This is a genomic window from Pseudomonas sp. BN411, from assembly GCF_029871235.1.
Lineage (GTDB): Bacteria > Pseudomonadota > Gammaproteobacteria > Pseudomonadales > Pseudomonadaceae > Metapseudomonas.
In genome coordinates this window covers 294,929-319,504 of sequence record NZ_SSOM01000065.1, presented here as the reverse complement: position 1 = coordinate 319,504, position 24,576 = coordinate 294,929, and the positions used below count along the sequence as shown (strand labels likewise).

Annotated in this window: 25 protein-coding genes and 1 other RNA gene; 5 read left to right on the top strand and 21 right to left on the bottom strand. The window is 63.0% G+C overall.

Features of this window, described 5'->3' with window-relative positions:
* Positions 1–3 precede the first annotated feature (3 nt).
* The 14 genes from E8F06_RS11710 to rsmI form a co-directional block, all read right to left on the bottom strand.
* A complete protein-coding gene (locus E8F06_RS11710; RefSeq protein ID WP_151131993.1) occupies positions 4–951 on the bottom strand; it encodes a D-alanine--D-alanine ligase in 948 nt (315 codons plus the stop codon).
* Positions 948–2,408, bottom strand: coding sequence for a UDP-N-acetylmuramate--L-alanine ligase (murC, locus tag E8F06_RS11705; RefSeq protein WP_280367197.1), 1,461 nt, complete (start codon positions 2,406–2,408; stop codon positions 948–950). The genes E8F06_RS11710 and murC overlap by 4 nt, the downstream gene beginning before the upstream one ends.
* Positions 2,401–3,471: an undecaprenyldiphospho-muramoylpentapeptide beta-N-acetylglucosaminyltransferase gene (gene murG / locus E8F06_RS11700; protein ID WP_280367194.1), complete on the bottom strand. Its 1,071-nt coding sequence runs from the start codon at positions 3,469–3,471 to the stop codon at positions 2,401–2,403. The genes murC and murG overlap by 8 nt, the downstream gene beginning before the upstream one ends.
* Positions 3,468–4,676, bottom strand: coding sequence for a putative lipid II flippase FtsW (gene ftsW, locus E8F06_RS11695; RefSeq protein WP_280367192.1), 1,209 nt, complete (start codon positions 4,674–4,676; stop codon positions 3,468–3,470). The genes murG and ftsW overlap by 4 nt, the downstream gene beginning before the upstream one ends.
* A complete protein-coding gene (gene murD / locus E8F06_RS11690; RefSeq protein ID WP_280367189.1) occupies positions 4,676–6,022 on the bottom strand; it encodes a UDP-N-acetylmuramoyl-L-alanine--D-glutamate ligase in 1,347 nt (448 codons plus the stop codon). Before murD ends, ftsW begins: the two co-directional genes overlap by 1 nt.
* Positions 6,023–6,028: 6 nt before the next feature.
* Positions 6,029–7,111, bottom strand: coding sequence for a phospho-N-acetylmuramoyl-pentapeptide-transferase (mraY, locus tag E8F06_RS11685; RefSeq protein ID WP_280355911.1), 1,083 nt, complete (start codon positions 7,109–7,111; stop codon positions 6,029–6,031).
* 2 nt (positions 7,112–7,113) lie between these two features.
* The gene (gene murF / locus E8F06_RS11680) at positions 7,114–8,478 is read right to left on the bottom strand and encodes a UDP-N-acetylmuramoyl-tripeptide--D-alanyl-D-alanine ligase (protein ID WP_280367187.1); all 1,365 of its coding nucleotides are present in this window, start codon (positions 8,476–8,478) and stop codon (positions 7,114–7,116) included.
* Positions 8,471–9,934 (bottom strand): UDP-N-acetylmuramoyl-L-alanyl-D-glutamate--2,6-diaminopimelate ligase, encoded by a 1,464-nt coding sequence (gene murE / locus E8F06_RS11675; protein ID WP_280367184.1) that lies wholly within the window; start codon positions 9,932–9,934, stop codon positions 8,471–8,473. Before murE ends, murF begins: the two co-directional genes overlap by 8 nt.
* The gene (locus E8F06_RS11670) at positions 9,934–11,664 is read right to left on the bottom strand and encodes a penicillin-binding transpeptidase domain-containing protein (RefSeq protein ID WP_280367372.1); all 1,731 of its coding nucleotides are present in this window, start codon (positions 11,662–11,664) and stop codon (positions 9,934–9,936) included. The genes murE and E8F06_RS11670 overlap by 1 nt, the downstream gene beginning before the upstream one ends.
* The gene (ftsL, locus tag E8F06_RS11665) at positions 11,664–11,957 is read right to left on the bottom strand and encodes a cell division protein FtsL (protein ID WP_280367183.1); all 294 of its coding nucleotides are present in this window, start codon (positions 11,955–11,957) and stop codon (positions 11,664–11,666) included. Before ftsL ends, E8F06_RS11670 begins: the two co-directional genes overlap by 1 nt.
* Positions 11,954–12,901: a 16S rRNA (cytosine(1402)-N(4))-methyltransferase RsmH gene (gene rsmH / locus E8F06_RS11660; protein WP_280367181.1), complete on the bottom strand. Its 948-nt coding sequence runs from the start codon at positions 12,899–12,901 to the stop codon at positions 11,954–11,956. The genes ftsL and rsmH overlap by 4 nt, the downstream gene beginning before the upstream one ends.
* Entirely contained in the window at positions 12,898–13,353 is a 456-nt protein-coding gene (gene mraZ / locus E8F06_RS11655; RefSeq protein ID WP_151131983.1) for a division/cell wall cluster transcriptional repressor MraZ, read from the bottom strand. The genes rsmH and mraZ overlap by 4 nt, the downstream gene beginning before the upstream one ends.
* A 320-nt stretch (positions 13,354–13,673) precedes the next feature.
* Positions 13,674–14,032, bottom strand: an RNA gene (gene rnpB, locus E8F06_RS11650) — RNase P RNA component class A.
* 40 nt (positions 14,033–14,072) lie between these two features.
* Positions 14,073–14,945: a 16S rRNA (cytidine(1402)-2'-O)-methyltransferase gene (gene rsmI / locus E8F06_RS11645; RefSeq protein ID WP_280367178.1), complete on the bottom strand. Its 873-nt coding sequence runs from the start codon at positions 14,943–14,945 to the stop codon at positions 14,073–14,075.
* A gap of 120 nt (positions 14,946–15,065) precedes the next feature.
* Here rsmI and E8F06_RS11640 point away from each other — a divergent pair, with 120 nt between their 5' ends.
* From E8F06_RS11640 to E8F06_RS11625, 4 genes are read left to right on the top strand one after another with little or no spacing between them, the layout of a single operon-like run.
* Positions 15,066–16,877, top strand: coding sequence for a penicillin-binding protein activator (locus tag E8F06_RS11640; protein ID WP_280367176.1), 1,812 nt, complete (start codon positions 15,066–15,068; stop codon positions 16,875–16,877).
* Positions 16,874–17,242, top strand: coding sequence for a YraN family protein (locus E8F06_RS11635; RefSeq protein WP_280367174.1), 369 nt, complete (start codon positions 16,874–16,876; stop codon positions 17,240–17,242). Before E8F06_RS11640 ends, E8F06_RS11635 begins: the two co-directional genes overlap by 4 nt.
* A gap of 28 nt (positions 17,243–17,270) precedes the next feature.
* Positions 17,271–17,864, top strand: coding sequence for a phosphoheptose isomerase (locus tag E8F06_RS11630; RefSeq protein ID WP_077526499.1), 594 nt, complete (start codon positions 17,271–17,273; stop codon positions 17,862–17,864).
* A complete protein-coding gene (locus E8F06_RS11625; RefSeq protein WP_280367172.1) occupies positions 17,861–18,391 on the top strand; it encodes a BON domain-containing protein in 531 nt (176 codons plus the stop codon). Before E8F06_RS11630 ends, E8F06_RS11625 begins: the two co-directional genes overlap by 4 nt.
* Before the next feature lie 46 nt (positions 18,392–18,437).
* On the opposite strand, the gene E8F06_RS11620 is transcribed toward E8F06_RS11625, so the two are convergent.
* From E8F06_RS11620 to rplM, 7 genes are all read right to left on the bottom strand, one after another.
* Positions 18,438–18,866 (bottom strand): ClpXP protease specificity-enhancing factor, encoded by a 429-nt coding sequence (locus E8F06_RS11620; RefSeq protein WP_280367170.1) that lies wholly within the window; start codon positions 18,864–18,866, stop codon positions 18,438–18,440.
* A gap of 10 nt (positions 18,867–18,876) precedes the next feature.
* Entirely contained in the window at positions 18,877–19,494 is a 618-nt protein-coding gene (locus tag E8F06_RS11615) for a glutathione S-transferase N-terminal domain-containing protein (protein ID WP_271469956.1), read from the bottom strand.
* Positions 19,495–19,581: 87 nt separating this feature from the next.
* The gene (locus tag E8F06_RS11610) at positions 19,582–20,364 is read right to left on the bottom strand and encodes a cytochrome c1 (protein ID WP_280367166.1); all 783 of its coding nucleotides are present in this window, start codon (positions 20,362–20,364) and stop codon (positions 19,582–19,584) included.
* Entirely contained in the window at positions 20,364–21,575 is a 1,212-nt protein-coding gene (locus tag E8F06_RS11605) for a cytochrome bc complex cytochrome b subunit (protein ID WP_280367164.1), read from the bottom strand. Before E8F06_RS11605 ends, E8F06_RS11610 begins: the two co-directional genes overlap by 1 nt.
* On the bottom strand, positions 21,575–22,168 hold the full coding sequence (petA, locus tag E8F06_RS11600) for a ubiquinol-cytochrome c reductase iron-sulfur subunit (RefSeq protein WP_077526511.1): 594 nt from the start codon (positions 22,166–22,168) through the stop codon (positions 21,575–21,577). Before petA ends, E8F06_RS11605 begins: the two co-directional genes overlap by 1 nt.
* A 254-nt stretch (positions 22,169–22,422) precedes the next feature.
* Positions 22,423–22,815, bottom strand: a complete 393-nt coding sequence (gene rpsI, locus E8F06_RS11595; protein WP_003448478.1) for a 30S ribosomal protein S9 — start codon at positions 22,813–22,815, stop codon at positions 22,423–22,425.
* 15 nt (positions 22,816–22,830) lie between these two features.
* A complete protein-coding gene (gene rplM / locus E8F06_RS11590; protein ID WP_016490991.1) occupies positions 22,831–23,259 on the bottom strand; it encodes a 50S ribosomal protein L13 in 429 nt (142 codons plus the stop codon).
* A gap of 276 nt (positions 23,260–23,535) precedes the next feature.
* On the opposite strand from rplM, the gene E8F06_RS11585 reads away from it, so the two are divergent.
* Positions 23,536–24,573, top strand: a complete 1,038-nt coding sequence (locus E8F06_RS11585; RefSeq protein WP_280367161.1) for an NADP(H)-dependent aldo-keto reductase — start codon at positions 23,536–23,538, stop codon at positions 24,571–24,573.
* The last annotated feature ends 3 nt before the right edge of the window (positions 24,574–24,576 follow it).

Below are 24,576 nucleotides of genomic sequence, written 5' to 3'. Positions count from 1 at the left end.
GGATCAGCCCCTTGCCTCGACGCTGTCGGTCAGGATCGCCAGCACCAATTGCTGGAAATCCAGGCCCGCAGCGCGCGCGGCCATGGGCACCAGGCTGTGATCGGTCATGCCCGGTGCGGTGTTGACTTCAAGGAGCCAGAAGCGCCCTTCGGCGTCCTGCATGACGTCGGCACGGGCCCAGCCCTGGATGCCGAGAGTCTCGCAGGCACGCGCGGTCAGTTGCTTCAGCTCCTCTTCCTTGTCCGCATCCAGGCCACAGGGGATCTGGTAGCGGGTATCACTGGCCAGGTACTTGGCGTCGTAGTCGTAGAAGGTGTGCGGGGTACCGAGGCGGATGGGCGGCAACACTTCGCCACGCAGCCAGGCAACAGTGAATTCCGGGCCGTGGATCCACTGTTCCACCAGCACCTGCGGGTCGTAGACGCCTGCATCACGCCAGGCCTCGATCAGCGCGTCGACATCCTCGACCTTCGCCATGCCGATGCTGGAACCTTCATGCGCCGGCTTGACGATCAGCGGGAAGCCCAGCTCAGCGGCTGCCTGGCGGCAGTCCTGCTCGCTGGCCAGCACGGCGTGGCGCGGCGTCGGCAAGCCGAGGCTGATCCACAGCTGCTTGGTACGCAGCTTGTCCATCGCCAGGGCCGAAGCCAGGATGCCGCTGCCGGTATAGGGGATTTCCAGGCACTCCAGCAGGCCTTGCATGCTGCCGTCTTCGCCGCCACGGCCGTGGAGGATGATGAAGGCGCGGTCGATCTTTTCCGCCTGCAGCCGTTGCAGCAGGTCGTCACCGACATCGATGCCGAAAGCGTCCACACCGGCAGACTGCAGGGCTTGCAGCACCATGGCGCCGGATTTCAGCGAAACCTCGCGCTCGGCGCTCTTGCCACCGTAGAGCACGGCGACCCGACCGAACGCAGCCGGCTCGAGGGTGGATTTGAAGTGCGCGCTCATTTCGTCTTCCTCTTGGCGGCGTCGTCGGCCTGACCGCCAAACAGCGGGTTCTGGATCAGTTGCGGTGCCAGTGCACCGATGTCACCGGCCCCCTGGCAGAGCAGGATGTCGCCGGGACGCAGCAGCGGCTTGACCAGTGGCGCGAGGTCCACGCCACGCTCGATATAGATCGGGTCCAGTTGGCCGCGCTGACGGATGCTGTGACAGAGCTGACGGCTGTCGGCACCGGGAATCGGCTCTTCGCCGGCCGGGTAGACCTCCATCAGCAGCAGGACGTTGGCTTCACCCAGTACCTGCACGAAATCGTCGTAAAGATCGCGGGTACGGCTGTAGCGGTGCGGCTGGTAGACCATCACCAGGCGGCGCTCCGGCCAACCACCACGAACGGCCTTGACCACTGCGGCCACTTCGCGCGGATGGTGGCCGTAGTCGTCCACCAGCATCACGCTGCCGCCTTCGATATGAAGCTCGCCGTAGACCTGGAAGCGCCGGCCCACGCCCTGGAAGCCGGACAGGCCCTGGACGATGGCTTCGTCGCTGATGCCTTCGTCGGTGGCAATAGCGATGGTGGCCAGGGAATTCAGCACGTTGTGGTTGCCCGGCATATTCACCGAGACATCCAGCGGCTCGCGGTCCTTGCGCAGGACGGTGAACCAGGTGCGCATGCCTTCCTGACGGATATTGATGGCGCGTACGTCCGCGTCTTCGGAGAAGCCGTAGGTCACGGTGGGGCGTGCCACCTGGGGCAGGATTTCACGGACCACCGGGTCATCCACGCAGAGCACGGCCAGACCGTAGAACGGCAGGTTGTGGAGGAACTCCACGAAGGTCTTCTTCAGTCGATTGAAGTCGCCCTCGTAGGTGCTCATGTGGTCCGCGTCGATGTTGGTGACCACGGCCACCATCGGCTGCAGGTGCAGGAAGCTGGCGTCGCTCTCGTCGGCCTCGGCCACCAGATAGCGGCTAGTGCCGAGCTGGGCATTGGTGCCCGCGGCATTCAGGCGACCGCCGATGACGAAGGTCGGGTCCAGGCCGCCGGCGGCGAAGACCGACGCGATCAGGCTGGTGGTGGTGGTCTTGCCGTGGGTACCGGCGACGGCGATGCCGTGGCGGTAGCGCATCAGCTCGGCGAGCATTTCAGCGCGCGGCACCACAGGGATACGGCGCTCCAGGGCGACCGCGACCTCGGGGTTGGATTTGTTCACGGCGCTGGACACCACCAGCACATCGGCGTGCTCGGCGTTCTCGGCGCGGTGGCCGATGAAGATTTGCGCGCCGAACTTCTCCAGGCGCTCAGTCACGGCCGAGGCCTTGAGGTCGGAACCGGAAACCCGGTAGCCCAGGTTCAGCAGCACTTCGGCGATCCCACACATGCCCACGCCGCCGATGCCGACGAAGTGGATACGACGAATGCGGCGCATCTCCGGCTGGGGCATGGCTTTCTGGCTTTCAACCATTGGCCACCTCTAGGCAGATCTCGACCACGGTGCGGGTGGCGGCGGGTTTGGCCAGACGGCGGGCGGTAGCGCCCATGGCCTTGAGTTTCTCGGGCTGCATCAGGACCTCGGTCAGCTGAGCGGCCAGCGTGGCCGCGTCAGTGGAATGTTGCGGAAGAAGGACAGCCGCGCCCTCCTTCGCCAGGTATTCGGCGTTGCGCGACTGGTGGTCGTCGATCGCATGGGGCAGCGGCACCAGGAACGATGGCAGGCCGGCAGCGGCCAATTCGCTCACGGTCAGGGCGCCTGCACGGCAGATGACCAGATCGGCCCAGGCATAGGCACGGGCCATGTCCTTGATGAAAGGCGCGACCTCCGCTTCGACCGCGGCCTCGCGATAACGCTCCGCAGTGATCTCGTCATGTTTGCGACCGGCTTGGTGGAACACTTCCGGGCGCAGGTCAGCGGACAGCCGGGAAAGGGCTTCGGGCAGCAGCTTGTTCAGGGGCTCGGCGCCCAGGCTGCCGCCCAGCACCAGCAGGCGCGGCTTGCGACCGGCCAGGGTGTCACGCGGGGTTTCCAGGAACAGCTCTTCGCGCACCGGGTTGCCGGTGGTGCGCCGCTTGTCGCTTTTCCCGAAGGTATCGGGGAAGGCCTCGCAAACGCGGCTGGCGATCGGTGCCAGGCTGCGGTTGGCAGTGCCGGCCACGGCGTTCTGCTCATGAATGATCAGCGGTACGCCGGACAGGCGCGCCGCCAGTCCGCCGGGACCGGTGACATAGCCGCCCATGCCCAGCACGCAGACCGGCTTGAGCTCACGCACGATACGGCGCGCCTGGAACAGCGACTTGAGCAGCTCGAATGGAGCCTTGAGCAAGGACTTCAATCCCTTGCCGCGCAGGCCACTCACCTGGATCAGGTGCAGCGGCAGACCGGCCTGGGGAACCAGTTCGTTCTCGATGCCTTTCGGCGTACCCAGCCAGTGCACTTTGAAACCACGGGCCTGGAACTCGCGGGCACAGGCCAGGGCGGGGAATACGTGGCCGCCGGTGCCGCCGGCCATGATCAGCACGTTGCCGCTCATGGGCGCACCTCCTCGTCGAAGAAATCGCTCTCGACGAACTCCACTTCCTCGTTGCCAAGCTGAGTACGCCGCTCCCACTCGATTCGCAGCAGCAGCGCAAGGCTGACGCAGCAGATCACCAGGGAGCTGCCGCCGTAGCTGAGGAACGGCAGGGTCAGGCCTTTGGTCGGCAGCAGGCCGACGTTCACACCGATGTTGATCAACACCTGGCCGATCCAGAGGAAAGCGAGGCCGTAGGCGACGTAGGCGGAAAAATACTGGCGCGCCTTCTCGGCCCATAGACCGATGTAGAGGGCCCGGACGCTGACGAAGACGAACAGGCCGACGGTTGCCAGTGCGCCCACCATTCCAAGCTCTTCGGCCAGCACCGCGAACACGAAGTCGGTATGAGCCTCAGGCAGGTAGAACTGTTTCTGGATGCTGTTGCCCAGACCTACACCAAGCCATTCGCCGCGACCGAAAGCGATCAACGCCTGGCTCAACTGATAGCCCGCGCCGTACTGGTCGGCCCAGGGGTCGATGAAGTTGGTCAAGCGCTGCATCCGGTAGCTCTGGCTGGTCATTACCAGCACGCCGGCGGCGAGTACGGCACCGGCCAGGGGGACGAAGCGCAGCAGGTTGATCCCGCCGAGGAACAGCATCGCGATGCAGGAGCCCACCAGCACCACGGTGGCTCCGAAGTCCGGTTCGGCCAGCAGCAGTACGGCGATCGGGCCCAGCACCAGCATTGGCTTGATGAAGCCGGTCAGCTTCTCGCGAACTTCGTCCTGGCGACGCACCATGTAGCCGGCGATGAACATCACGGTGAACAGCTTGGCCAGCTCGGACGGCTGCAGGTTGAACAGACCGAAACCAATCCAGCGCTTGGCGCCGTTGATTTCTCGGCCGATCCCGGGAAGCAGGACCATGATCAGCAGGACGATGGCAGCCAACATCAGTCGAGCGCCATGGCGCTGCCAGAAAGCCATGGGGATCTGTAGCGTGATCAGGCCCGCGACGAGACCGATCATCAGGTAAATCAGGTGGCGGATCATGTGGTACAGCGGGTTGCCGGACAGCGCCGCCGCGACTTCCGACGAAGCCGAGGTGATCATCACCAGGCCCAGGCCGAGCAGCGACAGGCAACCGGCCAGCAGCGGGAAGTCGATGTCGATGCCGCGGCGGCTGCGCAGCGGCGACGGGGCGGCGAGCAGACGGGCCAGCATCAGACGAGCCCCTCCACGGCCTGGGCGAATAGACGCCCGCGTTCTTCGAAGTTCTTGAACATGTCCAGGCTGGCACACGCCGGCGAGAGCAATACGGCGTCGCCAGCCTCGGCCAGTTCGGAGCAGCGCAGCACTGCTTCGTCCAGGTTTTTTACCCGAACCAGCGGCACGGAATCCCCCAGGGCGGCGGCGATCAGCTCGGCATCCCGGCCCAGCAGCACGACGGCGCGGCAGAACGCTTCCACCGGGCCTTTGAGGCCGGAGAAATCAGCGCCCTTGCCATCGCCACCGGCAATCAGCACCAGCTTGCCGTCGATATCGGCGCCCAGGCCTTCGATCGCCGCCAGGGCAGCCCCGACGTTGGTCGCCTTGGAATCGTCGTAGTAGGAGACGCCACGCAGCTCGCGCACCCACTGGCAGCGATGGGCCAGCCCGGCGAAAGTCCGCAGCGTATCGAGCATGGGCTCGAACGCCAGGCCAACGGCGTGGCCCAGGGCCAGGGCAGCCAGTGCGTTGGATTGGTTGTGGGCGCCGCGAACCTTCAGTTCGCGAACCGACATCAGCTTGTCGAACTGGTAGGCCAGGTACTTCTCGCCGTCTTCCTCGATCATGCCGAAGGACTTGAAGTCAGGTTTGTTCAGGCCGAATGTCCAGCAGGGCAATTGGTCGGCCACAAGCGGACGCGACAAGGCGTCACCGCGATTGACGACGACCTGGCGCGCGCCACGGAAGATGCGGTGCTTGGCGAGGTGGTAGGCCTGCATGTCAGCGTAGCGATCCATGTGGTCTTCGCTGACGTTGAGCACGGTGGCCACCTCGGCATTCAGCCGGTCGGTGGTTTCCAGTTGGAAACTGGACAGCTCCAGCACGTAGAGCTCGACGTCGTCGTCCAGTAGGTCCAGCGCCGGAGTACCAAGATTGCCGCCTACAGCGACACGCTTGCCGGCAGCCTGGGCCATGTCGCCCACCAGGGTGGTGACAGTGCTCTTGGCGTTCGAGCCGGTGATGGCGACGATCGGCGCCTTGGCATGGCGAGTGAACAGTTCGATGTCCCCGGACAGCTTGGTTCCACGCCGTGCCGCTTCTTGCAGCGCAGGCGTGGCCACCGCCAGGCCCGGGCTCACGTAAAGCTCGCTGGCACGGCTGAGGAAATCCGGATCGAGCTCGCCACAGCGTACTTCCACCTGCGGGAACTGGCTCTGGATCGTCGCCAGCTCCGGCGGGTTCGCACGGGTATCAGCCACGGCAAACGGCACGCCCTGGCGCGCCAGGAAGCGCACCAGGGACATGCCGCTCTTGCCGAGGCCGACAACGATGCGGAACTGGTCGGAAGCGATCAGCGTCACTCTCGATTACCTCAGTTTCAGGGTGGCAAGACCAACGAGCACCAGGATCACAGTGATGATCCAGAACCGTACGATGACCCGGGGTTCGGGCCAGCCTTTCAGTTCGAAGTGGTGATGGATAGGGGCCATTCGGAAAACACGACGACCGGTCAGCTTGAACGATGCGACCTGGATCATCACCGACAGGGTCTCCATGACGAACACACCGCCCATGATGAACAGCACCACTTCCTGGCGCACGATCACGGCGATGGTGCCGAGGGCGGCACCCAGGGCCAGGGCGCCGACGTCACCCATGAAGACCTGGGCCGGGTAGGTGTTGAACCAGAGGAAGCCGAGGCCGGCGCCCACCAGAGCGGCGCAGAACACGATCAGCTCACCCGCGCCCGGTACGTAAGGGATCAGCAGGTAGTCGGCGAATTTGATGTTGCCCGACAGGTAGCAGAAGATCCCCAGCGCGCCGCCGACCATCACGGTGGGCATGATCGCCAGGCCGTCGAGGCCGTCAGTCAGGTTCACCGCGTTGCTCGAGCCGACGATCACGAAGTAGGTCAGCACCACGAAACCGATGCCCAGCGGGATCTCGATGTTCTTCACCAGCGGCAGGATCAGCGTGGTCTCGGCCGGCGTGCTGGCGGTCATATAAAGGAAGATCGCGGCGGCGATACCGAACACGGACTGCCAGAAATACTTCCAGCGGCTCGGGAGGCCGCGGGAGTTCTTCTCGATCACCTTGCGATAGTCATCCACCCAGCCGATGGCGCCGAACGCCAGGGTCACGGCCAGCACCACCCACACATAGCGATTGGACAGATCGGCCCAGAGCAGGGTGCTGATGGCGATGGCGGTCAGGATTAGCGCGCCACCCATGGTCGGCGTGCCGGATTTCGACAGGTGCGATTGCGGGCCATCGTTACGCACGGCCTGACCGATCTGGCGGATCTGCAGGGTGCGGATCATCCAGGGACCGAGCCAGAGCGACAGCGACAGCGCTGTCAGGACGCCGAGAATCCCGCGCAGGGTCAGGTACTGAAATACGCCGAACCCTTTATAGAACTGTTGCAGGTACTCAGCGAGCAGCAGCAGCATGATTAGTGAGCCTCCCCCGTCCCGCAGAATGCCGCGACGACTTTGTCCATCGCCGCGCTGCGGGAGCCTTTGATCAAAATTGTGGTGTTTGCATCCTGCTCGCTGACCAGCGCCTGGATCAGGCTGGCCTGGTCGGCGAAGTGGCGCCCCTGGGCACCAAAGGCAGCGACGGCGTGCGCCATCAGCGGGCCAACGGCGTACAGGGCACTGACTTTGCCGCGAGCGTATTCGCCAACTTCGCGATGCCCTTGTTCGGCCCAGTCGCCGAGTTCGCCCATATCCCCGAGCACCAGGACGGTGCGACCGGAAAAGCCGGCGAGTATATCAACGGCGGCCAGCATCGACGCGGGGTTGGCGTTGTAGCTGTCGTCGATCACGCGCATGCCGCTCGTGGCGAGCTGCGCTACGGCGCGGCCTTTGACAGGCTGCAGGTTTTCCAGGCCTGCCTTGATCCCGACCAGCGGCACGCCAAGGGCGTGTGCGGCGGCAGCGGCGGCCAGGGAGTTGGCGACGTTGTGCGCCCCCAACAGGTTCAGCTGGATGTCCGCGTCGCCGGCCAGGCCACGAAGGCTGAAGGCCATGCAACCGCGCGCATCGCGGGTCAGGTTCTCGGCACGTACATCGGCGCGGCCATCAGTCACGCCGAAGCTGATCACGCGGCGGCCTGCAGCGCGGGTGTGCCAGATGTCGAATGCGCGGTCGTCGCGGTTCAGCACGGCGACGCCGTCAGCCGGCAGCCCCTCGAGGATTTCGCCCTTGGCTTCGACAATCTTTTCCGGACCACCGAACTCGCCCACATGGGCGGTACCGGCGTTGTTCAGGATCGCCACCTGCGGCCGGGTCAAGCCGACGGTGTAGAGGATTTCACCGACGCGCGAGGCACCCAGTTCGATCACCGCGCTGTCGTGTTCGGCACCCAGCTCCAGAAGGGTCAGAGGCACGCCGAGGTCGTTGTTCAGGTTGCCGCGCGTGGCCAGCACGCTTCCCTGGGTCCGCAGGATGCTGGCAAGCATCTCCTTGACGGTGGTCTTGCCGCTGGAACCGGTGACCGCTGCGACGCGGCCGGTGAAACCGTCGCGATTGTAGGCACCCAGGCGGCCAAGACCTTCGCGGGTATCGGTCACCACCAGTTGCGGGATAGGCGCATCCGCCACCTTGCGCTGTACCAGGGCGGCGATGGCGCCCTTGGCAGCAACGTCGCCAAGGTAGTCATGGCCGTCGAAACGCGGGCCAACCAAGGCGATGAAGAGCTGTCCGGCTTCGATCTTGCGGCTGTCGCTGGAAACGCCGGTGAAGGCGACGTCGGCCCCCACCAGTTCGGCTTGCAGCGGTCCGAGGAGCTCGGAAAGACGGAAGGGCTTAAGCATTGGGCACCTCCCTCGCGTCCAGCGCCTTGGCCGCCTCGTCGAGGTCGGAGAAGAGATGGCGTACGCCGGCGATCTCCTGGTAATCCTCATGGCCCTTGCCGGCCAGCAGCACGACGTCGTCAACGCCAGCCGAAGCGATCAACTGGGCGATAGCCAGGCCACGACCAGCAATGAACTCGACCTTGTCCGCATCGGCGAAGCCCGGACGGATATCAGCGAAGATCTGCGCCGGGTCCTCGGTGCGCGGGTTGTCGTCGGTTACCAGCACGTGGTCGGCCAGGTGCTCGGCAACGGCAGCCATCAGCGGACGCTTGCCGCGATCGCGATCACCACCACAACCGAACAGGCAGAGCAGGCGGCCACGGACATGGGGGCGCAGAGCCTGCAGAACCTTCTCCAGGGCATCCGGCGTATGGGCGTAATCCACCACCACCAGCGGCTTCTCGCCGCCGCCCAGTCGTTGCATACGCCCTACCGGGCCTTGCAGCGACGGCAGGACCTTCAGCACATCGGCCAGCGGGTAATCCATGGCCAGCAACGCGCCGACAACGGCCAGCAGGTTGCTCAGGTTGAAGCGCCCCAGCAGCGGGCTGCGCAGCAAGCCTTCACCCTGATGGGTAACCAGGTGGGCACGCACGCCGTGATCGTCGAAATGGGCTTCTCGGCAATAAAGGAAGGCACTGGATTCTTCCAGGCTGTAGCTGAACAGACGCGACTCGTGCTGTTCGCCGGCCAGTTTGCGGCCGAATTCGTCATCCAGGTTGATCACCCGCGCACGCAGGTTCGGCCAGCTGAACAGCTTGGCCTTGGCGGCCGCGTAGGCCTCCATCGAACCATGGAAGTCCAGGTGGTCGCGGGACAGGTTGGTGAACGCTGCGACATCGAAGTCCAGCGCAGCAACCCGACCCTGCTCAAGGCCATGGGAAGAAACTTCCATTGCAACGGCACGGGCACCGGCCTGTTTCAGGCCTGCCAGGGTGGCCTGCACGGCCAGCGGATCGGGTGTGGTGTGGCGACCGCTTTCCAGCTCGCCATAGAAGCCGGTACCCAGGGTACCGACGATGCCGCAGCGTTCGCCCAACTGGTCGAGGGCCTGGGCCAGCAGTTGGCTGACGCTGGTCTTGCCATTGGTGCCGGTGACACCGACCAGGCGCAGGGCACGGCTCGGCTCACCATAGAAGCGACCGGCAATGGCCGACAGCTGGCCGGCCAGGCCTTTGATCGGGATCAGCTCGGCACCGGCGGTTTCCGACACCTTCGCATCCACGGCTTCATAGGCCACGGCGACGGCGCCACGGGACACCGCATCAGCAATGTGGTCGCGACCGTCGTGCTGGGCACCGGGTACGGCCAGAAACAGATCGCCCGGACGCACCTTGCGGCTGTCCAGGGTCAGTTCACGAATCAGGGTGGCGCTTTGCGCCTGGGGCAACAATTGGTTCAGTGGCATGGGCATCAGATCCGCCCTCCTTTGCCGGTGGCCGCTTCCGCGGTCTGTTGTTCCTCGGTGGGCAGGTTGTCCGGCGCGATGTTCATCAGTCGCAGCGCGCCGGCCATCACCTTGCCGAATACCGGGGCCGAAACCAGGCCGCCGAAGTAGCCCGCCTTGCTGGGCTCGTCGATCACCACCACCATCGCAATGCGCGGATTGGTGGACGGACCGAAGCCCGCGAAGAGCGAGCGATAGGCGTTCTGGGTGTAGCCCTTGGTTCCTACGCTGGCTTTACGCGCCGTACCACTCTTGCCGGACACGTGGTACCCAGGCACTTGTGCGCGGAACACACCGCGCGGCGCCTCGACCACCTGCTGGAGCATGCCCTGCATGGTCTTGGCCACTTCTTCCGGCAGGACCTGGGCACCGTCGGGGATGCTGTCCACCCGGGTCATCGACAGCGGCACGGCCTGACCGTTGTTGGCCAGGGTGGCGTAGGCATGGACGAGCTGGATCGCGGTAGTGGACAAGCCGTAGCCATAGGACAGGGTGGCGGTTTCGGCCTTGCGCCACTCGCGGTGGTTGGGCAGGTTGCCCACACGCTCGCCCGGGAAGCCGAGACCGGTATCCTGGCCGAGACCGAGCCTGCGCATGGTGTCGTAAATGGTCTCGCCGCCAATATCGAAGGCGATCTTGCTCATGCCGACGTTACTGGAGTTGATCAGGATTCCAGTCAGGTCGAGGATCGGCCCTTCGGTCCTGGATACGTCCTTGATGGTGTAACGGCCGATCTGCAACGAGCCGGGGTATACCTCGACCTTGTTCTCGGGCTTCCAGCGGCCGGTCTGCAGCGCAGCGGCCATGGAGATCGGCTTGACCGTAGAACCCGGCTCGAACACGTCGATCATCGCGCGGTTGCGCATGGCGGCCGGTTGAAGGTTGCGACGGTTGTTCGGGTTGTAGGTGGGCTGGTTGGCCATGGCCAACACTTCGCCAGTCTTCACGTCGACGATCACCAGGCTGCCAGCCTTCGCCCCGTTCTCTACCAGGGCGTTGCGCAGCTCCCGATGGGCCAGGTACTGCAGGCGCAGGTCGATGGACAGGGCCAGAGTCTTGCCCGGCTTGGCATTGCGGGCGACCTGGACGTCCTTGATCAGACGGCCACGTCGATCCTTGAGGACCTGGCGCTTGCCGGGCACGCCGGCCAGCCATTCCTCGAACGAAAGCTCGACGCCTTCGCGACCACGGTCATCGACATCGGTGAAGCCAACCACATGAGCGGTCACTTCACCCGCCGGATAGAACCGACGGAATTCCTCGATCCCATAAACGCCCGGCAGCTTGTTGGCCAGGACGGCCTGCCCCTGCTCCGGGGTGAGGCCGCGCGCCAGGTACATGAATTCGCGATTGGCGTTCTGCTCGATGCGCTGGGCGAAGCCTTTCGGGTCCTGACCCAGCGCTTGGGCGATGCGCGGCCACTCGTCGCGAACCGCCATCAGATCCTTGGGGTTGGTCCAGAGGGTGGTGACCGGGGTACTCACCGCCAGCGGTTCACCATTGCGGTCGGTGATCAGGCCGCGGTGGGCGGGAATCGGGATATGCCGAACGCTACGAGCATCGCCATGCGCCTTGAGGAAGTCATGGTCGATCACGTGCAGGTCGACGATACGCCAGGAAATGGCGCCGACCATGATGGCAAGCAGGCCCAGAACGATCCGGAAGCGCCAGGGATAGAGTGCGCCTTCCAGCTTCATCATGGCGCCACCATCCGCACTTCGGCCGGATCAGGGATGCGCATCTTCAGCTGTTCGCTGGCCAGGGACTCGATGCGGTTGTGTGCGGTCCAGGTACTTTGCTCGAGGACCAGGCGCCCCCATTCGGCCTGGGCTTTGTCGCGCACGCTGAGTTCCGCGTAGAGCTCGTTGAGCAGCTTGCGGTTCCAGTGGGCGCTATAGGAAACGGCAATGGCGGACAGCAGGACGCCACCAAACAGCAGCAGCATCAGCAGGCTGCCACCGGGCAGGGGTTTGGCGTAAATGCGGCTCATCGCAGCTTCTCCGCCACACGCATGACTGCACTGCGCGAACGCGGGTTGGCCTTGAGCTCTTCGTCCGACGCGTATTGCGGTTTACCCAGCAGCTTCAGGCGAGGATCGAAAACGGCCTGGCGAATCGGCAGGTCGCGGGGCAGCTTGTCGGCTTCGCCCTTGGCGTGCTTGCGCATGAACTGTTTGACGATGCGGTCTTCCAGGGAGTGGAAGCTGATCACCACCAGGCGACCGCCAACGGCGACTGCCTCGAGCGCGGCATCAAGCCCCTGCTCAAGGTCGCCCAGTTCGTTGTTGACGTGAATTCGGATGCCCTGGAACGCACGGGTCGCAGGGTTCTTGCCCTTTTCCCAGGCCGGATTGGCGGCGCTCAGTACGGCCGCAAGGTCGGCGGTGCGTTCGAAAGGCTTCTCTGCGCGACGCTGCACCACAGCACGGGCCATGCGCTTGGCAAAACGCTCTTCGCCGTAGTCCTTGAAGACACGGGCGATTTCGTCCTCGCTGGCACTGGCGATCCACTGCGCAGCGCTCTGGCCGCGATCAGGGTTCATGCGCATGTCCAGCGGGCCATCATTGAGGAAACTGAAACCACGCTCCGGGTCGTCCAGCTGCGGGGAGGAGACGCCAAGGTCGAGCAGAACGCCGTCCACCTTGCCATCCAGGCCCCGCTGGCGCACTTCGTCACCGAGCTCGGCAAAGCTCCGTTGCACAATGACAAAGCGGCCGTCATCGGCCGCCAGAGCTTGCCCCGTCGCAATCGCTTGCGGGTCCTTGTCGAATCCCAGCAAGCGTCCCCCGGGTCCAAGCCGCTCAAGGATGAGCCGGCTATGCCCGCCCCGCCCGAACGTGCCATCCAGGTAGCAGCCATCCGCGCGCAGGGCGAGGCCTTCCACTGCCTCTTCGAGCAGGACGGTGATATGGCGGAAGCTGCTGGTTGCACTCACAGGATTAGGTCACGTAGTTCGTCCGGCAGACCGCCGGGCTGTTTGATTGCCATGAGGTCTGCCTCGGAAATCGCGTTCCAGGCATCCTCATCCCACAGTTGGAATTTGTTCAGTTGACCGACCAGCATGGCCCGCTTGTCCAGTCCGGCGTGCTCGCGCAGGCGCGGCGGCACCAGAAAGCGACCGGCGCTATCGAGCTCCAGGTCCACGGCATTACCGATCAGCAAACGTTGCAGGCGACGAGTTTCCTCGCGCAGGGAAGGCAGCTCTCGCAGCTTGGCTTCGATGAGCTCCCATTCAGGCAGGGGGTAAACAGTCAAACAGGGATCGACGGCGTCGATTGTAACGATGAGCTGGCCACCACAACGCGAAACGAGCTCGTCCCGATACCGACTTGGCATCGCGAGTCGCCCCTTAGCGTCGAGACTGATGGCGTTGGCTCCGCGAAACACGGCTGCGCTCCCCCTTTGATTGGCTTTCCTTGCCGATAAATCCCACTTCTACCCACTTCACTCCACTTCCGCACACTATAGAAATGGGCCAGCCCCACCGTCAAGGCGCGCAAAAGCGGAAAATTCCTTACAGGACGGCAATTTAGCGAGGGCTGAGAGGGGATTTAGACGGTTTTGACGGAGTAAAGCAGGAGGAAAATCCAGCACTTACAAGGAGCTGAACTTCGAACTTAAAGTAATTTGTTAAGAGTAAGATCTTTTCGGCATTTGAAAGGAGGGGAACGCAACACCGAAGAGCTAACGCGGAGAGAAGTAAAAAAGCAGAGAGTCGATCTGTAAGCCGGGTTCTGTCGAGGACAGTCATTCATCTACGGCTGCCATCACTGACAGCCTTTAGCAACCTACCCGAATCCGACGCGGGCCACGCCATGGATTCCTATTTGGTCTTGCTCCGAGTGGGGTTTACCTAGCCACGAACTGTTACCAGTCGTGCGGTGCGCTCTTACCGCACCTTTTCACCCTTACCGGCGCTTACGCGCTTAGGCGGTTATTTTCTGCGGCACTTTCCGTAGGCTTGCGCCTCCCAGGCGTTACCTGGCACTCCGCCCTATGGAGCCCGGACTTTCCTCCCTCTCAAAATCGCAGAACGAAATGAGACAGCGACTGTCCGATCGACTCTCCGCCGCCAAGGTTAACGGCAGGCGCCTCCGAGAACAAGCTCAGGAATCAGCCTGTCGCTCCAGAGCCGCCTGGTAGAGCAGATTCTTGCGTACGCCAGTGATCTCCGCCGCCAGCGCGGCAGCCCGCTTGACCGGCATTTCAGCCAGTAGCAGATCCAGCACCCGCAGGGCTTCGGCACTCAGCGCGCCCTCACCTTCCGGAGCCTGCCAGCCGCCCACCAGCACTACGCACTCACCCCGTTGCTGGTTGGAGTCAGCCGCCACCCAGCCGCACAGTTCATCCAGCGGCGCACCCTTCAGAGTCTCGAAAGTCTTCGTCAGCTCACGCGCCAGCACCGCAGGACGATCACCACCGAAGACGCTGCGCATATCCTCCAGCGACTCCAGAATCCGGTGGGGTGCCTCATAGAAGATGAGGGTGCGCGGTTCCTCCTTCATTTCTTCCAGCCGCCCGCGACGCGCATTAGCCTTGGCCGGTAGGAAACCTTCGAAGATGAACCGATCCGACGGCAATCCGGCCGACGACAGGGCGGCGATCAGGGCGCAGGCACCGGGCACCGGCACCACTGCGACACCAGCGGCACGCGCCTGGCGCACCAGGTGAAAGCCTGGATCTGAAATCAACGGCGTACCCGCGTCGGAAATCAGCGCCACATCTTCTCCAGCCTGCAGGCGCGCGAGAAAGCGACCACCCTGATCGCGCTCATTGTGCTCATGACAGGCCGCCAGAGGAGTTTCGATTCCGAAGTGCTGCAGGAGGCGCGCAGAGTGACGGGTATCCTCGGCGGCGATCAGAGCAACCTCCCGCAGCACCCGTAAAGCTCGGGCAGTGATGTCGTCGAGATTGCCGATTGGCGTTGCGACTACATAAAGCGTGCCTGATGCGTTGCCGCTGGCGGAGGAAAGAGTCACAAGGCACCTCGGAAAAGACTGAAAGCGCGCATTGTATCCCGATTCACCGGCCCGACATCGCGCCTCAACCGGTGCTTGGGTACAATCGCGTCTTTCTTTAACGAGTATCGGGACCGATAAATGATCGCTTGCCTGCGTCCGCTCTCCGCCCTATGCCTCGCTGGCCTGCTGGCTGCCTGCTCCAGCTCGCCCTCGTCCAGCCTTGGCGAATTGCCCCGCACCCCCGAGGCCAGCATCGAGCAACTGCTACAGCAGGCTAGCGAGGCCAAGCCGGAACAGGCCGTGCTGCTGCGTCTTTCTGCCGCCGACCTCGCCTACAAACAGCAGGACGTTGGCCGATCCGCTCGAATCCTCGAGCAGATTCCGATGGAAAGCCTGAAGCCCGCTCAGCAGATATTCGCCAGCACCCTGGCCGCTGAATTGGCCATGGCGCGCAACCAGCCGAAGAGCGCCCTCAAGGCCCTGAGCCACCCCAGCCTCGAGCACTTGGCCGAGCTGCCCGTCGACCAGCAGGTGCGCACCCAGCTCGTCCGCGCCCGCGCCCTGGAGGCCGATGGCCAGACCCTCGCCGCCGCACGCGAGCGTGTATTCATTGCCCCCCTATTGAGTGGCGAAGCTGCCAGCAGCAACCACGAAGCCATCTGGGCACTGGTTTCCAGCCTGCCGCTGGACCAGCTGCAAGGTGGCGCCGACAAGGATCTGGCCGGCTGGCTGGAGCTCGCGCGACTGACCAAGACGTCCTCCACCCTCGAACAGCAGCAGGCCGCCATCGACAACTGGCGCGCACAGAACCCGGACCACCCGGCCGCCAAGCAGCTGCCGCAGGCCCTGACCAAGCTGAAGGAGATTGCAGGCCAACCGCTGACCAAGATTGCCCTGCTGCTGCCCCAGGAAGGTCAGCTTGCCTCGGTATCCCGCGCGCTGCGCGACGGCTTCCTGGCGGCCCACTACCAGGCCCAGCAATCCGGCCAGCCACAACCTGCCATCGAGCTGTATGACAGCTCCAAGCTGACCTCCATCGATGACTTCTACCGCCAGGCCCAGGCCGACGGGGTGCAACTGGTGGTGGGTCCGCTGGAGAAGCCGCTGGTCAAGCAGCTCAGCTCCCGCGAACAACTGCCCATCACCACACTGGCCCTGAACTACAGCGACTCCAGCCAGGAAGCACCCGCCCAGCTCTTCCAATTCGGCCTCGCCGCCGAAGACGAAGCCCGCGAGGTAGCCCGCCGCGCCTGGGCTGACGGCATGCGCAGCGCAGTGGCCCTCGTTCCTCGTGGCGAGTGGGGCGACCGCGTACTGCGCGCCTTCCAGCAAAGCTGGCAGGCCGAAGGTGGCCGACTGATCGCCGCCGAGCATGTCGACCAGCCAGTCGCCCTGGCCCAGCAGATCGCCGATCTCTTCCAACTCCGCCAGAGCGAAGCCCGTGCCAAACGCCTGCAGGGCACCTTGGGGGTTCCGATGGCCGCCCAACCCGCGCGCCGCCAGGACGTCGACTTCATCTTCCTCGCCGCCACCCCGCAGCAGGCCCAGCAGATCAAGCCAACCCTGGCCTTCCAGTACGCGGGCGATGTACCGGTCTACGCCACGTCCCACCTCTACTCCGCGAGCAACGACCCGGCCCAGTACCAGGACCTGAATGGCATCCGCTTCTGCGAGACCCCGTGGCTGCTCAATGGCGATGATCCGCTGCGCCAGCAGGTAGGCAGCCAATGGCCCCAGGCTGGCGGAAGCCTCGGCCGCCTATACGCGATGGGCGCTGACGCCTATCGCCTGGCACCGCGCCTGACGCAACTGAAGGCCCTGCCGGAAACAAAGGTTGATGGCCTTTCCGGTCGCCTGACCCTCAACCCCGCTCGTCGAGTCGAGCGCCAGCTGCCCTGGGCCGAGTTCCGCGACGGCCAGGTCCAGCGCCTGCAAGACAGCGACTCTTGATCGATCGACGAGTCCGCGGGCAAGCGGCAGAAGCCGTTGCCCGCGCCCACCTAGAAGCAAATGGGCTTCGTCTGTTGTCCCAGAACTGGCTATGCCGGCGGGGAGAGCTCGATCTGGTCATGCTCGACGGCGATACAGTAGTATTCGCCGAAGTCCGCTACCGGCGTCATACCGGATGGGGCGGCGCACTCGAGAGCGTCGATGCCCGCAAGCGCGAAAAACTGGCATACGCCGCCCAGCAGTTCCTCCAGCAGGAATCCCGCTGGGCAAAACACCCTTGTAGATTTGATGTGATTGCCGTCGATGCAATGGACGGTGATTCGCCCCCGCGACTGACCTGGCTGAAGAACGCCTTCGACATCTGATCGGTCGCCCCACTGAAGGTCTTACCCGATGGACATGCAACCCCGTATCCGCCAACTCTTCCAAGCCAGCATCGACACCAAGCTGCAGGCGATGGAAGTGCTGGCCCCGCACATCGAGCACGGCAGCATGGTGATGGTCCACGCGCTGCTCAATGAGGGCAAGATCCTGTCCTGCGGCAACGGCGGCTCGGCCGGCGATGCCCAGCACTTTTCCTCGGAACTGCTCAATCGCTTCGAACGCGAGCGCCCGAGCCTCCCGGCCATTGCCCTGACCACCGACAGCTCGACCATCACCTCCATCGCCAACGATTACAGCTACAACGAAGTCTTTTCCAAGCAGATCCGCGCGCTCGGCCAACCTGGTGATGTCCTTCTGGCCATCTCCACCAGCGGCAATTCGGCCAACGTGATCCAGGCCATCCAGGCCGCCCACGACCGCGAGATGGTCGTCGTCGCCCTGACCGGGCGTGATGGCGGCGGCATGGCCTCCCTGCTTCTTCCGGAGGACGTGGAAATTCGTGTGCCGTCCAAGATCACCGCACGAATCCAGGAAGTGCACCTGCTGTCCATCCATTGCCTCTGCGACCTGATCGACCGTCAACTGTTTGGGAGTGAAGAATGATCCGTTCCCCGCTGATACTCGCCGGCCTGGCCCTCTGCCTCGCGCTCTCCGGCTGCGGTGGCCGCACCATCGGCAAGACCATCGATGACCAGTCCACACCATCGAAAGTACGCGCCAAAGTCGAAGCGGCCAGCCCTGATCTGAAGACCAACTCGCACATCGTCGTATCCAGCTACAACGGCGTCGTCCTGCTCGCTGGCCAGACGCCTCGCGCCGATCTCAAGGAACTGGCCGGTCAGGCCGCCCAGTCCGCTCAGGGTGTTCGTCGTGTGCACAACGAGCTGCAAGTGCTGCCGCCCTCCTCCACCCTGGCGCGCATGAACGACAGCACCATCACCACCAAGATCACCACCCAGCTACTGGCCGACGGCAAGGCCCCCAGCTCACAGATCAAAGTGATCACCGAGAACGGCATCGTCTATCTGCTGGGCCTGGTTACCCGCCAGGAAGCCCAACTGGCCACCAGCATTGTCCAGAGCGTCTCTGGGGTACAGAAGATCGTCCGACTCTTCGAATACACCAACTGACCTTACGGCAGGCATGAAAAAGGCGATCCGAGGATCGCCTTTTTTATTACTTGACCACTTTCAGGCTGGGCCGGCCGCTGGGTCGCGAAGGCTCGCCACCCGAGCCCGACGGCTCGTCACCGGAAGGCCCATCGCCATCTGGCTCCGGATCATCACCAGGCAGCGGCGGTTCAAGATCGAACACCATGCCCTGGCCATTCTCCCGCGCGTAAATTGCCATGACCGCAGCGGAAGGAATGTAGAGGCTGTGGGCAACACCACCAAAACGCCCCTCGAAGCTCACCGCCTCGTTGTCCATGTGCAGATGACGCACGGCACTGGGGGAAACATTGAGCACGATCTGGCCATCGTTGGCGTAACCGGGCGGAACCCGCACGCCGGCGTGCTCAGCATTGACCAATAGGTGTGGGGTGCAATCGTTGTCGACGATCCACTCGTACAACGCGCGGACCAGATAGGGACGACTGGAATTCATCTAGGTCTCCTTAGCGCATTTCGCGCTCGGCGGCGGACAGGCTGGCCTGGAAGGAGTCACGGGCAAACGCCCGCTCCATGTAATCCAGGAGAGGCTTGGCCGGCCGCGGCAATTCGATGCCCAGTACGGGAAGGCGCCAGAGAATCGGCAGCAGGCAGCAATCCACCAGACTGAAATCTTCGCTCAGAAAGAAGGGCTTGTCCGCAAAGAGTGGCGACACGCCAGTCAGGCTTTCACGCAGCTCCTTGCGCGCCAGCGCCTTGTCGGCGTCCTTGCTGCGCGGATCGAGGATGCGGTCCACCAGCGAGCACCAGTCGCGCTGCACGCGATGGATGAGCAGACGGGTATTGGCACGAGCCACCGGATACACCGGCAGCAGCGGCGGATGGGGATATCGCTCTTCGAGATACTCCATCACTACCGTGGATTCATAGAGAGCCAGATCGCGATCCACCAGGGTCGGAACGCTGCCATAGGGGTTCACCTCGGCCAGCTTGGGTGGGCAACGGCCCGGCTCGACGTTGATGATCTCGGCGGCAACCCCCTTCTCGGCGAGCACGATGCGCACGCGATGGGAGTAGTGGTCGGCAGGGTCGGAATAACAGGCCAGCCTATTGGTGACGGCCATTGCGCCCTCCTCACTCGAATTATTCAGGGGCAGAAAGACGCGCGCGCCCTATAAGGGCGCGCGCTTTGACAACGGTACAGCGGCGTATCAGTGAACGTCCTTCCAGTACTCACGCTTGAGCAGGTAGGCGAACACGAAGAAGAACGCCAGGTACAGCAGGACGTAGGTACCGATGCGCTGGCTTTCCAGCTTGACCGGGTTGGCCGAGTAGGCGAGGAAGGTCACCAGGTTCTGGACCTTCTCGTCGAACTCAGCTTCGGTCAGCTTTCCGGTCTTCGGCAGCACGGTCAGCTGGTCGCAGGCCTCATGGGTCAGCGGTGCGCCAGTCAGCGGATCGAACTGCTTCTTGCCGTCCTCAACCACTTGAACCTGCTTGCAACCAACGACCTGACGGCCCTGCAGGCTGACCAGTACGTTCGGCATGCCCACGTTCGGGAAGACCTTGTTGTTCACGCCCCACGGACGTGCAGGATCTTCATAGAAGGAACGCAGGTAGCTGTACAGCCAGTCAGTGCCACGTACGCGGGCAACCAGGGTCAGGTCCGGCGGCGCTGCACCGAACCATACCTTGGCGTCCTGCGGCTGCATGCCGATCTTCATGTGGTCGCCGATCTTGGCGCCAGTGAGGACCAGGTTCTGCAGCATCAGCTCTTCCGAAATGCCCAGATCCTTGGCTACGCGCTCGTAACGCTGGAACTTGGCACTGTGGCAGCCCATGCAGTAGTTCGCGAAGGTACGCGCGCCGTCCTGCATGGCAGCCTTGTCGGTCAGGTCGATGTCGACCTTGTCCAGATGCACATCATGACCGCCAGCAGCAAAGGAAAGAGCCGGCAGAGCAGCAAATACAAATGCAGCAAATAGCTTTTTCATCAGCCTGTCACCCTTTCCGGTACCGGTTTGGTTTTTTCCATCCTTGTGTAGAACGGCATCAGGATGAAGTACGCGAAGTACAGGGTGGTGCACACCTGGGACAGCAGGGTACGGCCCGGAGTCGGAGCCAGAACACCCAGTACGCCGAGGATGACGAAGGAAATGCAGAACACCAGCAGCCAGATCTTGCTCAGCCAGCCCTTGTAACGCATGGACTTCACAGGGCTGCGGTCCAGCCACGGCAGCACGAACAGCACGGCGATGGCAGCACCCATGGCGATTACGCCGAGGAGCTTGTCAGGTACCGCACGGAGGATCGCGTAGAACGGAGTGAAGTACCAAACCGGCGCGATGTGCTCAGGAGTCTTGAACGGGTTGGCCTGTTCGAAGTTCGGCTTCTCGAGGAAGTAACCACCCATTTCCGGGAAGAAGAACACCACGAAGCAGAACACGAAGAGGAACACCACTACGCCGACAATGTCTTTCACGGAGTAGTAGGGGTGGAACGCGATACCGTCGAGCGGAATGCCGTTCTCGTCCTTCTTCTTCTTGATGTCCACGCCGTCCGGGTTGTTCGAACCCACTTCGTGCAGCGCCAGGATGTGCAGCACGACCAGGCCAAGCAGGACGATCGGCAGGGCGATCACGTGCAGGGCGAAGAAGCGGTTCAGGGTAATGCCGGAGATAAGGTAGTCACCGCGGATCCACTGGGTCAGGTCATCACCTACAACCGGGATGGCACCGAACAGCGAGATGATCACCTGGGCACCCCAGTAGGACATCTGGCCCCAGGGCAGCAGGTAGCCCATGAAGGCCTCGGCCATCAGGGCGAGGTAGATCAGCATGCCGAAGATCCACACCAGTTCACGCGGCTTCTGGTAGGAACCGTAAAGCAGGCCGCGGAACATGTGCAGGTAGACAACGATGAAGAACGCCGATGCACCTGTGGAGTGCAGGTAGCGGATGATCCAGCCGTACTCCACGTCGCGCATGATGTACTCGACGGACGCAAAGGCTTCTTCTGCGGACGGAGTGAAGCTCATGGTCAGCCAGATACCGGTGAGGATCTGGTTGACTAGTACCAGCAGTGCCAGCGAACCGAAGAAATAGAAGAAGTTGAAGTTCTTCGGCGCATAGTACTTGCTCAGATGGTCTTCCCACATCTTGGTCGCGGGGAAGCGCGCATCGACCCATTCCATGAATTTGCTCATCAGGCCTTCTCCTGGTCCACACCGACGATGATGACGTCATCCGTCTCATACGAGTACGGTGGCACCGGCAGGTTGATCGGCGCGGGTTGCGCCTTGTAGACACGGCCGGCGAGGTCATAGCGGGAGCCATGGCAGGGGCAGAAGTAGCCACCAACCCACTCGGCGCCCAGGTCAGCCGGGGCGACTTCCGGGCGGAAGGACGGCGAGCAGCCCAGGTGGGTGCAGATGCCGACCAGTACCAGGATTTCCGGCTTGATCGAGCGGCTGACCGGATCCACATAGGTCGGCTGCACCGAAGCCTTGGACTCCGGGTCGGCCATGCGGTCGTGGATCTTCGGCAGGTTAGCCAGGATCTCCTCGGTACGACGCACGATGAACACCGGCTGACCACGCCATTCGGCAATGATCTGCTGGCCTGCTTCGACCTTGCTTATATTCACCTTGACCGGTGCACCCGCGGCCTTGGCCTTGGCACTGGGCAGCCATGACCCCACGAACGGGACCGCAGCCCCCACCGCTCCCGCAGCACCGACCACGGACGTGGCCGCTACGAGGAAGCGACGCCGGCCTGCATTCACGCCGTCATTGCTCATTCAGTCGTCTCCCATCAGCTTCTGTGGCCTGTTGTTCAGGCCTCTACTAAGTAAAAAATCGAGCCGCGCAAAAAATTCGCCAAATGGTAAAGAAAACCCCCTTTGCTGACAAGGTAATAGCCGGATACAAATGACCCGAAAGCCTTGATTGGCGGGGGATCCGTGCGTGCGACAAGCTGTCGCAGGACGTAATTCTTTGCGCATAAAAAAACGCCCAGCTCCGAAGAAACTGGGCGTTTTTTGCAAGCGTCGGATTAACGCTTGGAGTACTGCGGACGCTTACGCGCTTTACGCAGACCGACTTTCTTACGTTCAACTTCGCGAGCATCGCGAGTTACGTAGCCGGCCTTACGCAGCGGGCTGCGCAGGGTCTCGTCGTATTCGATCAGGGCGCGGGTGATGCCGTGGCGGATAGCACCGGCCTGACCGCTTACACCACCGCCAACGACGGTAACGTAGATATCGAACTTCTCGACGGTCTCGGTCAACTCCAGGGGCTGACGCACGACCATGCGAGCGGTTTCGCGGCCGAAGAAGGTATCCAGGCTGCGGTTGTTGATGGAGATCTTGCCAGTGCCCGGACGCAGGAAGACGCGAGCGGTAGCAGTCTTACGACGGCCGGTGCCGTAATTTTGAGTCGCCGACATAATGAACTTATCCCGTTAAATCTTCAGTTCTTGGGGCTGCTGAGCGGTGTGCGGGTGAACAGCACCCTTGTACACCTTCAGCTTGCGATACATGTCGCGGCCCAGCGGATTCTTCGGCAGCATGCCTTTTACCGCGGTCTCGATCACGCGCTCGGGGGCCTTGGCAATCAGCTTCTCGAAGTTGATTTCCTTGATGCCACCCGGGAAGCCGGAGTGCGAGTAGTACATCTTGTCGGTGGTCTTGGCACCGGTAACACGAACCTGCTCGGCATTGATCACGACGATGTAGTCGCCGGTGTCAACGTGAGGGGTGTATTCGGGCTTGTGCTTGCCACGCAGACGGCTGGCAATTTCGGTGGCCAGACGACCCAGGGTCTGACCTGCAGCGTCGACGACGTACCAGTCGCGCTTAACAGTTTCCGGTTTTGCAGTAAAAGTCTTCATTCGCTATAGCCTCAGGGGCCGCCCTGAAAATAAGACGGCGGATCTTACTGAATAGTGCTCGCCCTGACAAGTCAGGGACAGCCGGAAACAGACGCTATCGGGGGCTCGGGTCAGCGCGTCCGCTACGGCAAAAGGGTTTTCGGCAGGCTAGGCATCCCCACCTTCAATCTTCGCAGGCTAGGCATCCCCGCAAAGAAAGCCGCGAAATTATGCCGATTGCAGGAAAAATTTCAACCTGATTTCATGCGTTCTTTACCGAAGACGCAGGAGGCAGCGATGGAATACCGCCAACTTGGCCGCACTGATCTCAAGGTCAGCAGCCTTTGCCTGGGGACGATGACCTGGGGCGAGCAGAACACCGAGACCGAAGCCTTTGCCCAGATCGAGCGTGCCAAGGCCTACGGCATCAACTTCATGGATACCGCCGAGATGTATCCGGTGCCGCCACGCGCCGAAACCTACAGCGCCACCGAAACCATCATCGGCAACTGGTTCGCCAGGCGCCGTGACCGTGCCGACTGGGTCCTGGCGAGCAAGGTCGCCGGCCCCGGCAACGGCATCAGCCACATCCGCGGCGGCAACCTGAAGCACAACCGCCAGCACATCACCGCCGCCCTGGATGCCAGCCTCAAGCGCCTGCAGACCGACTGGATCGACCTTTATCAGTTGCACTGGCCCGAGCGCAGCACCAACTTCTTCGGCCAGCTCGGCTATCAGCACAAGGACGAAGCATTCACCCCGCTGCAGGAAACCCTCGAAATACTCGGCGAACAGGTGAAAGCCGGCAAGATCCGCCACATCGGCCTGTCCAACGAAACGCCCTGGGGTACGATGAAGTTCCTCCAGCTGGCCGAGCAACTCGGCCTGCCCCGCTCCGTGTCCATCCAGAACCCTTACAACCTGCTCAACCGCAGCTTCGAGGTAGGCCTGGCCGAAGTGGCGATGCGCGAGCAATGCGGCCTGCTGGCCTATTCGCCCATGGCCTTCGGCATGCTCTCCGGCAAGTATGAGGACGGCGCCCGCCCGGCCAACGCCCGGATTACCCTGTTCAGCCGTTTCACCCGCTACACCAACCCGCAATCCCAGTCCGCCTGCTCGCGCTATGTTCAACTGGCTCGCGAACATGGCCTGGACCCGGCGCAGATGGCTCTAGCCTTCGTCACCGCGCAACCCTTCGTGACCAGCAACATCATCGGGGCCACCTCCCTGGAGCAGTTGGAAGCGAACCTGCGCAGTACCGAGCTGACGCTTTCGGAAGACGTGCTTGAAGGCATCGCCGCCATCCACAAGGACCAGCCGAACCCGGCCCCGTAAAAG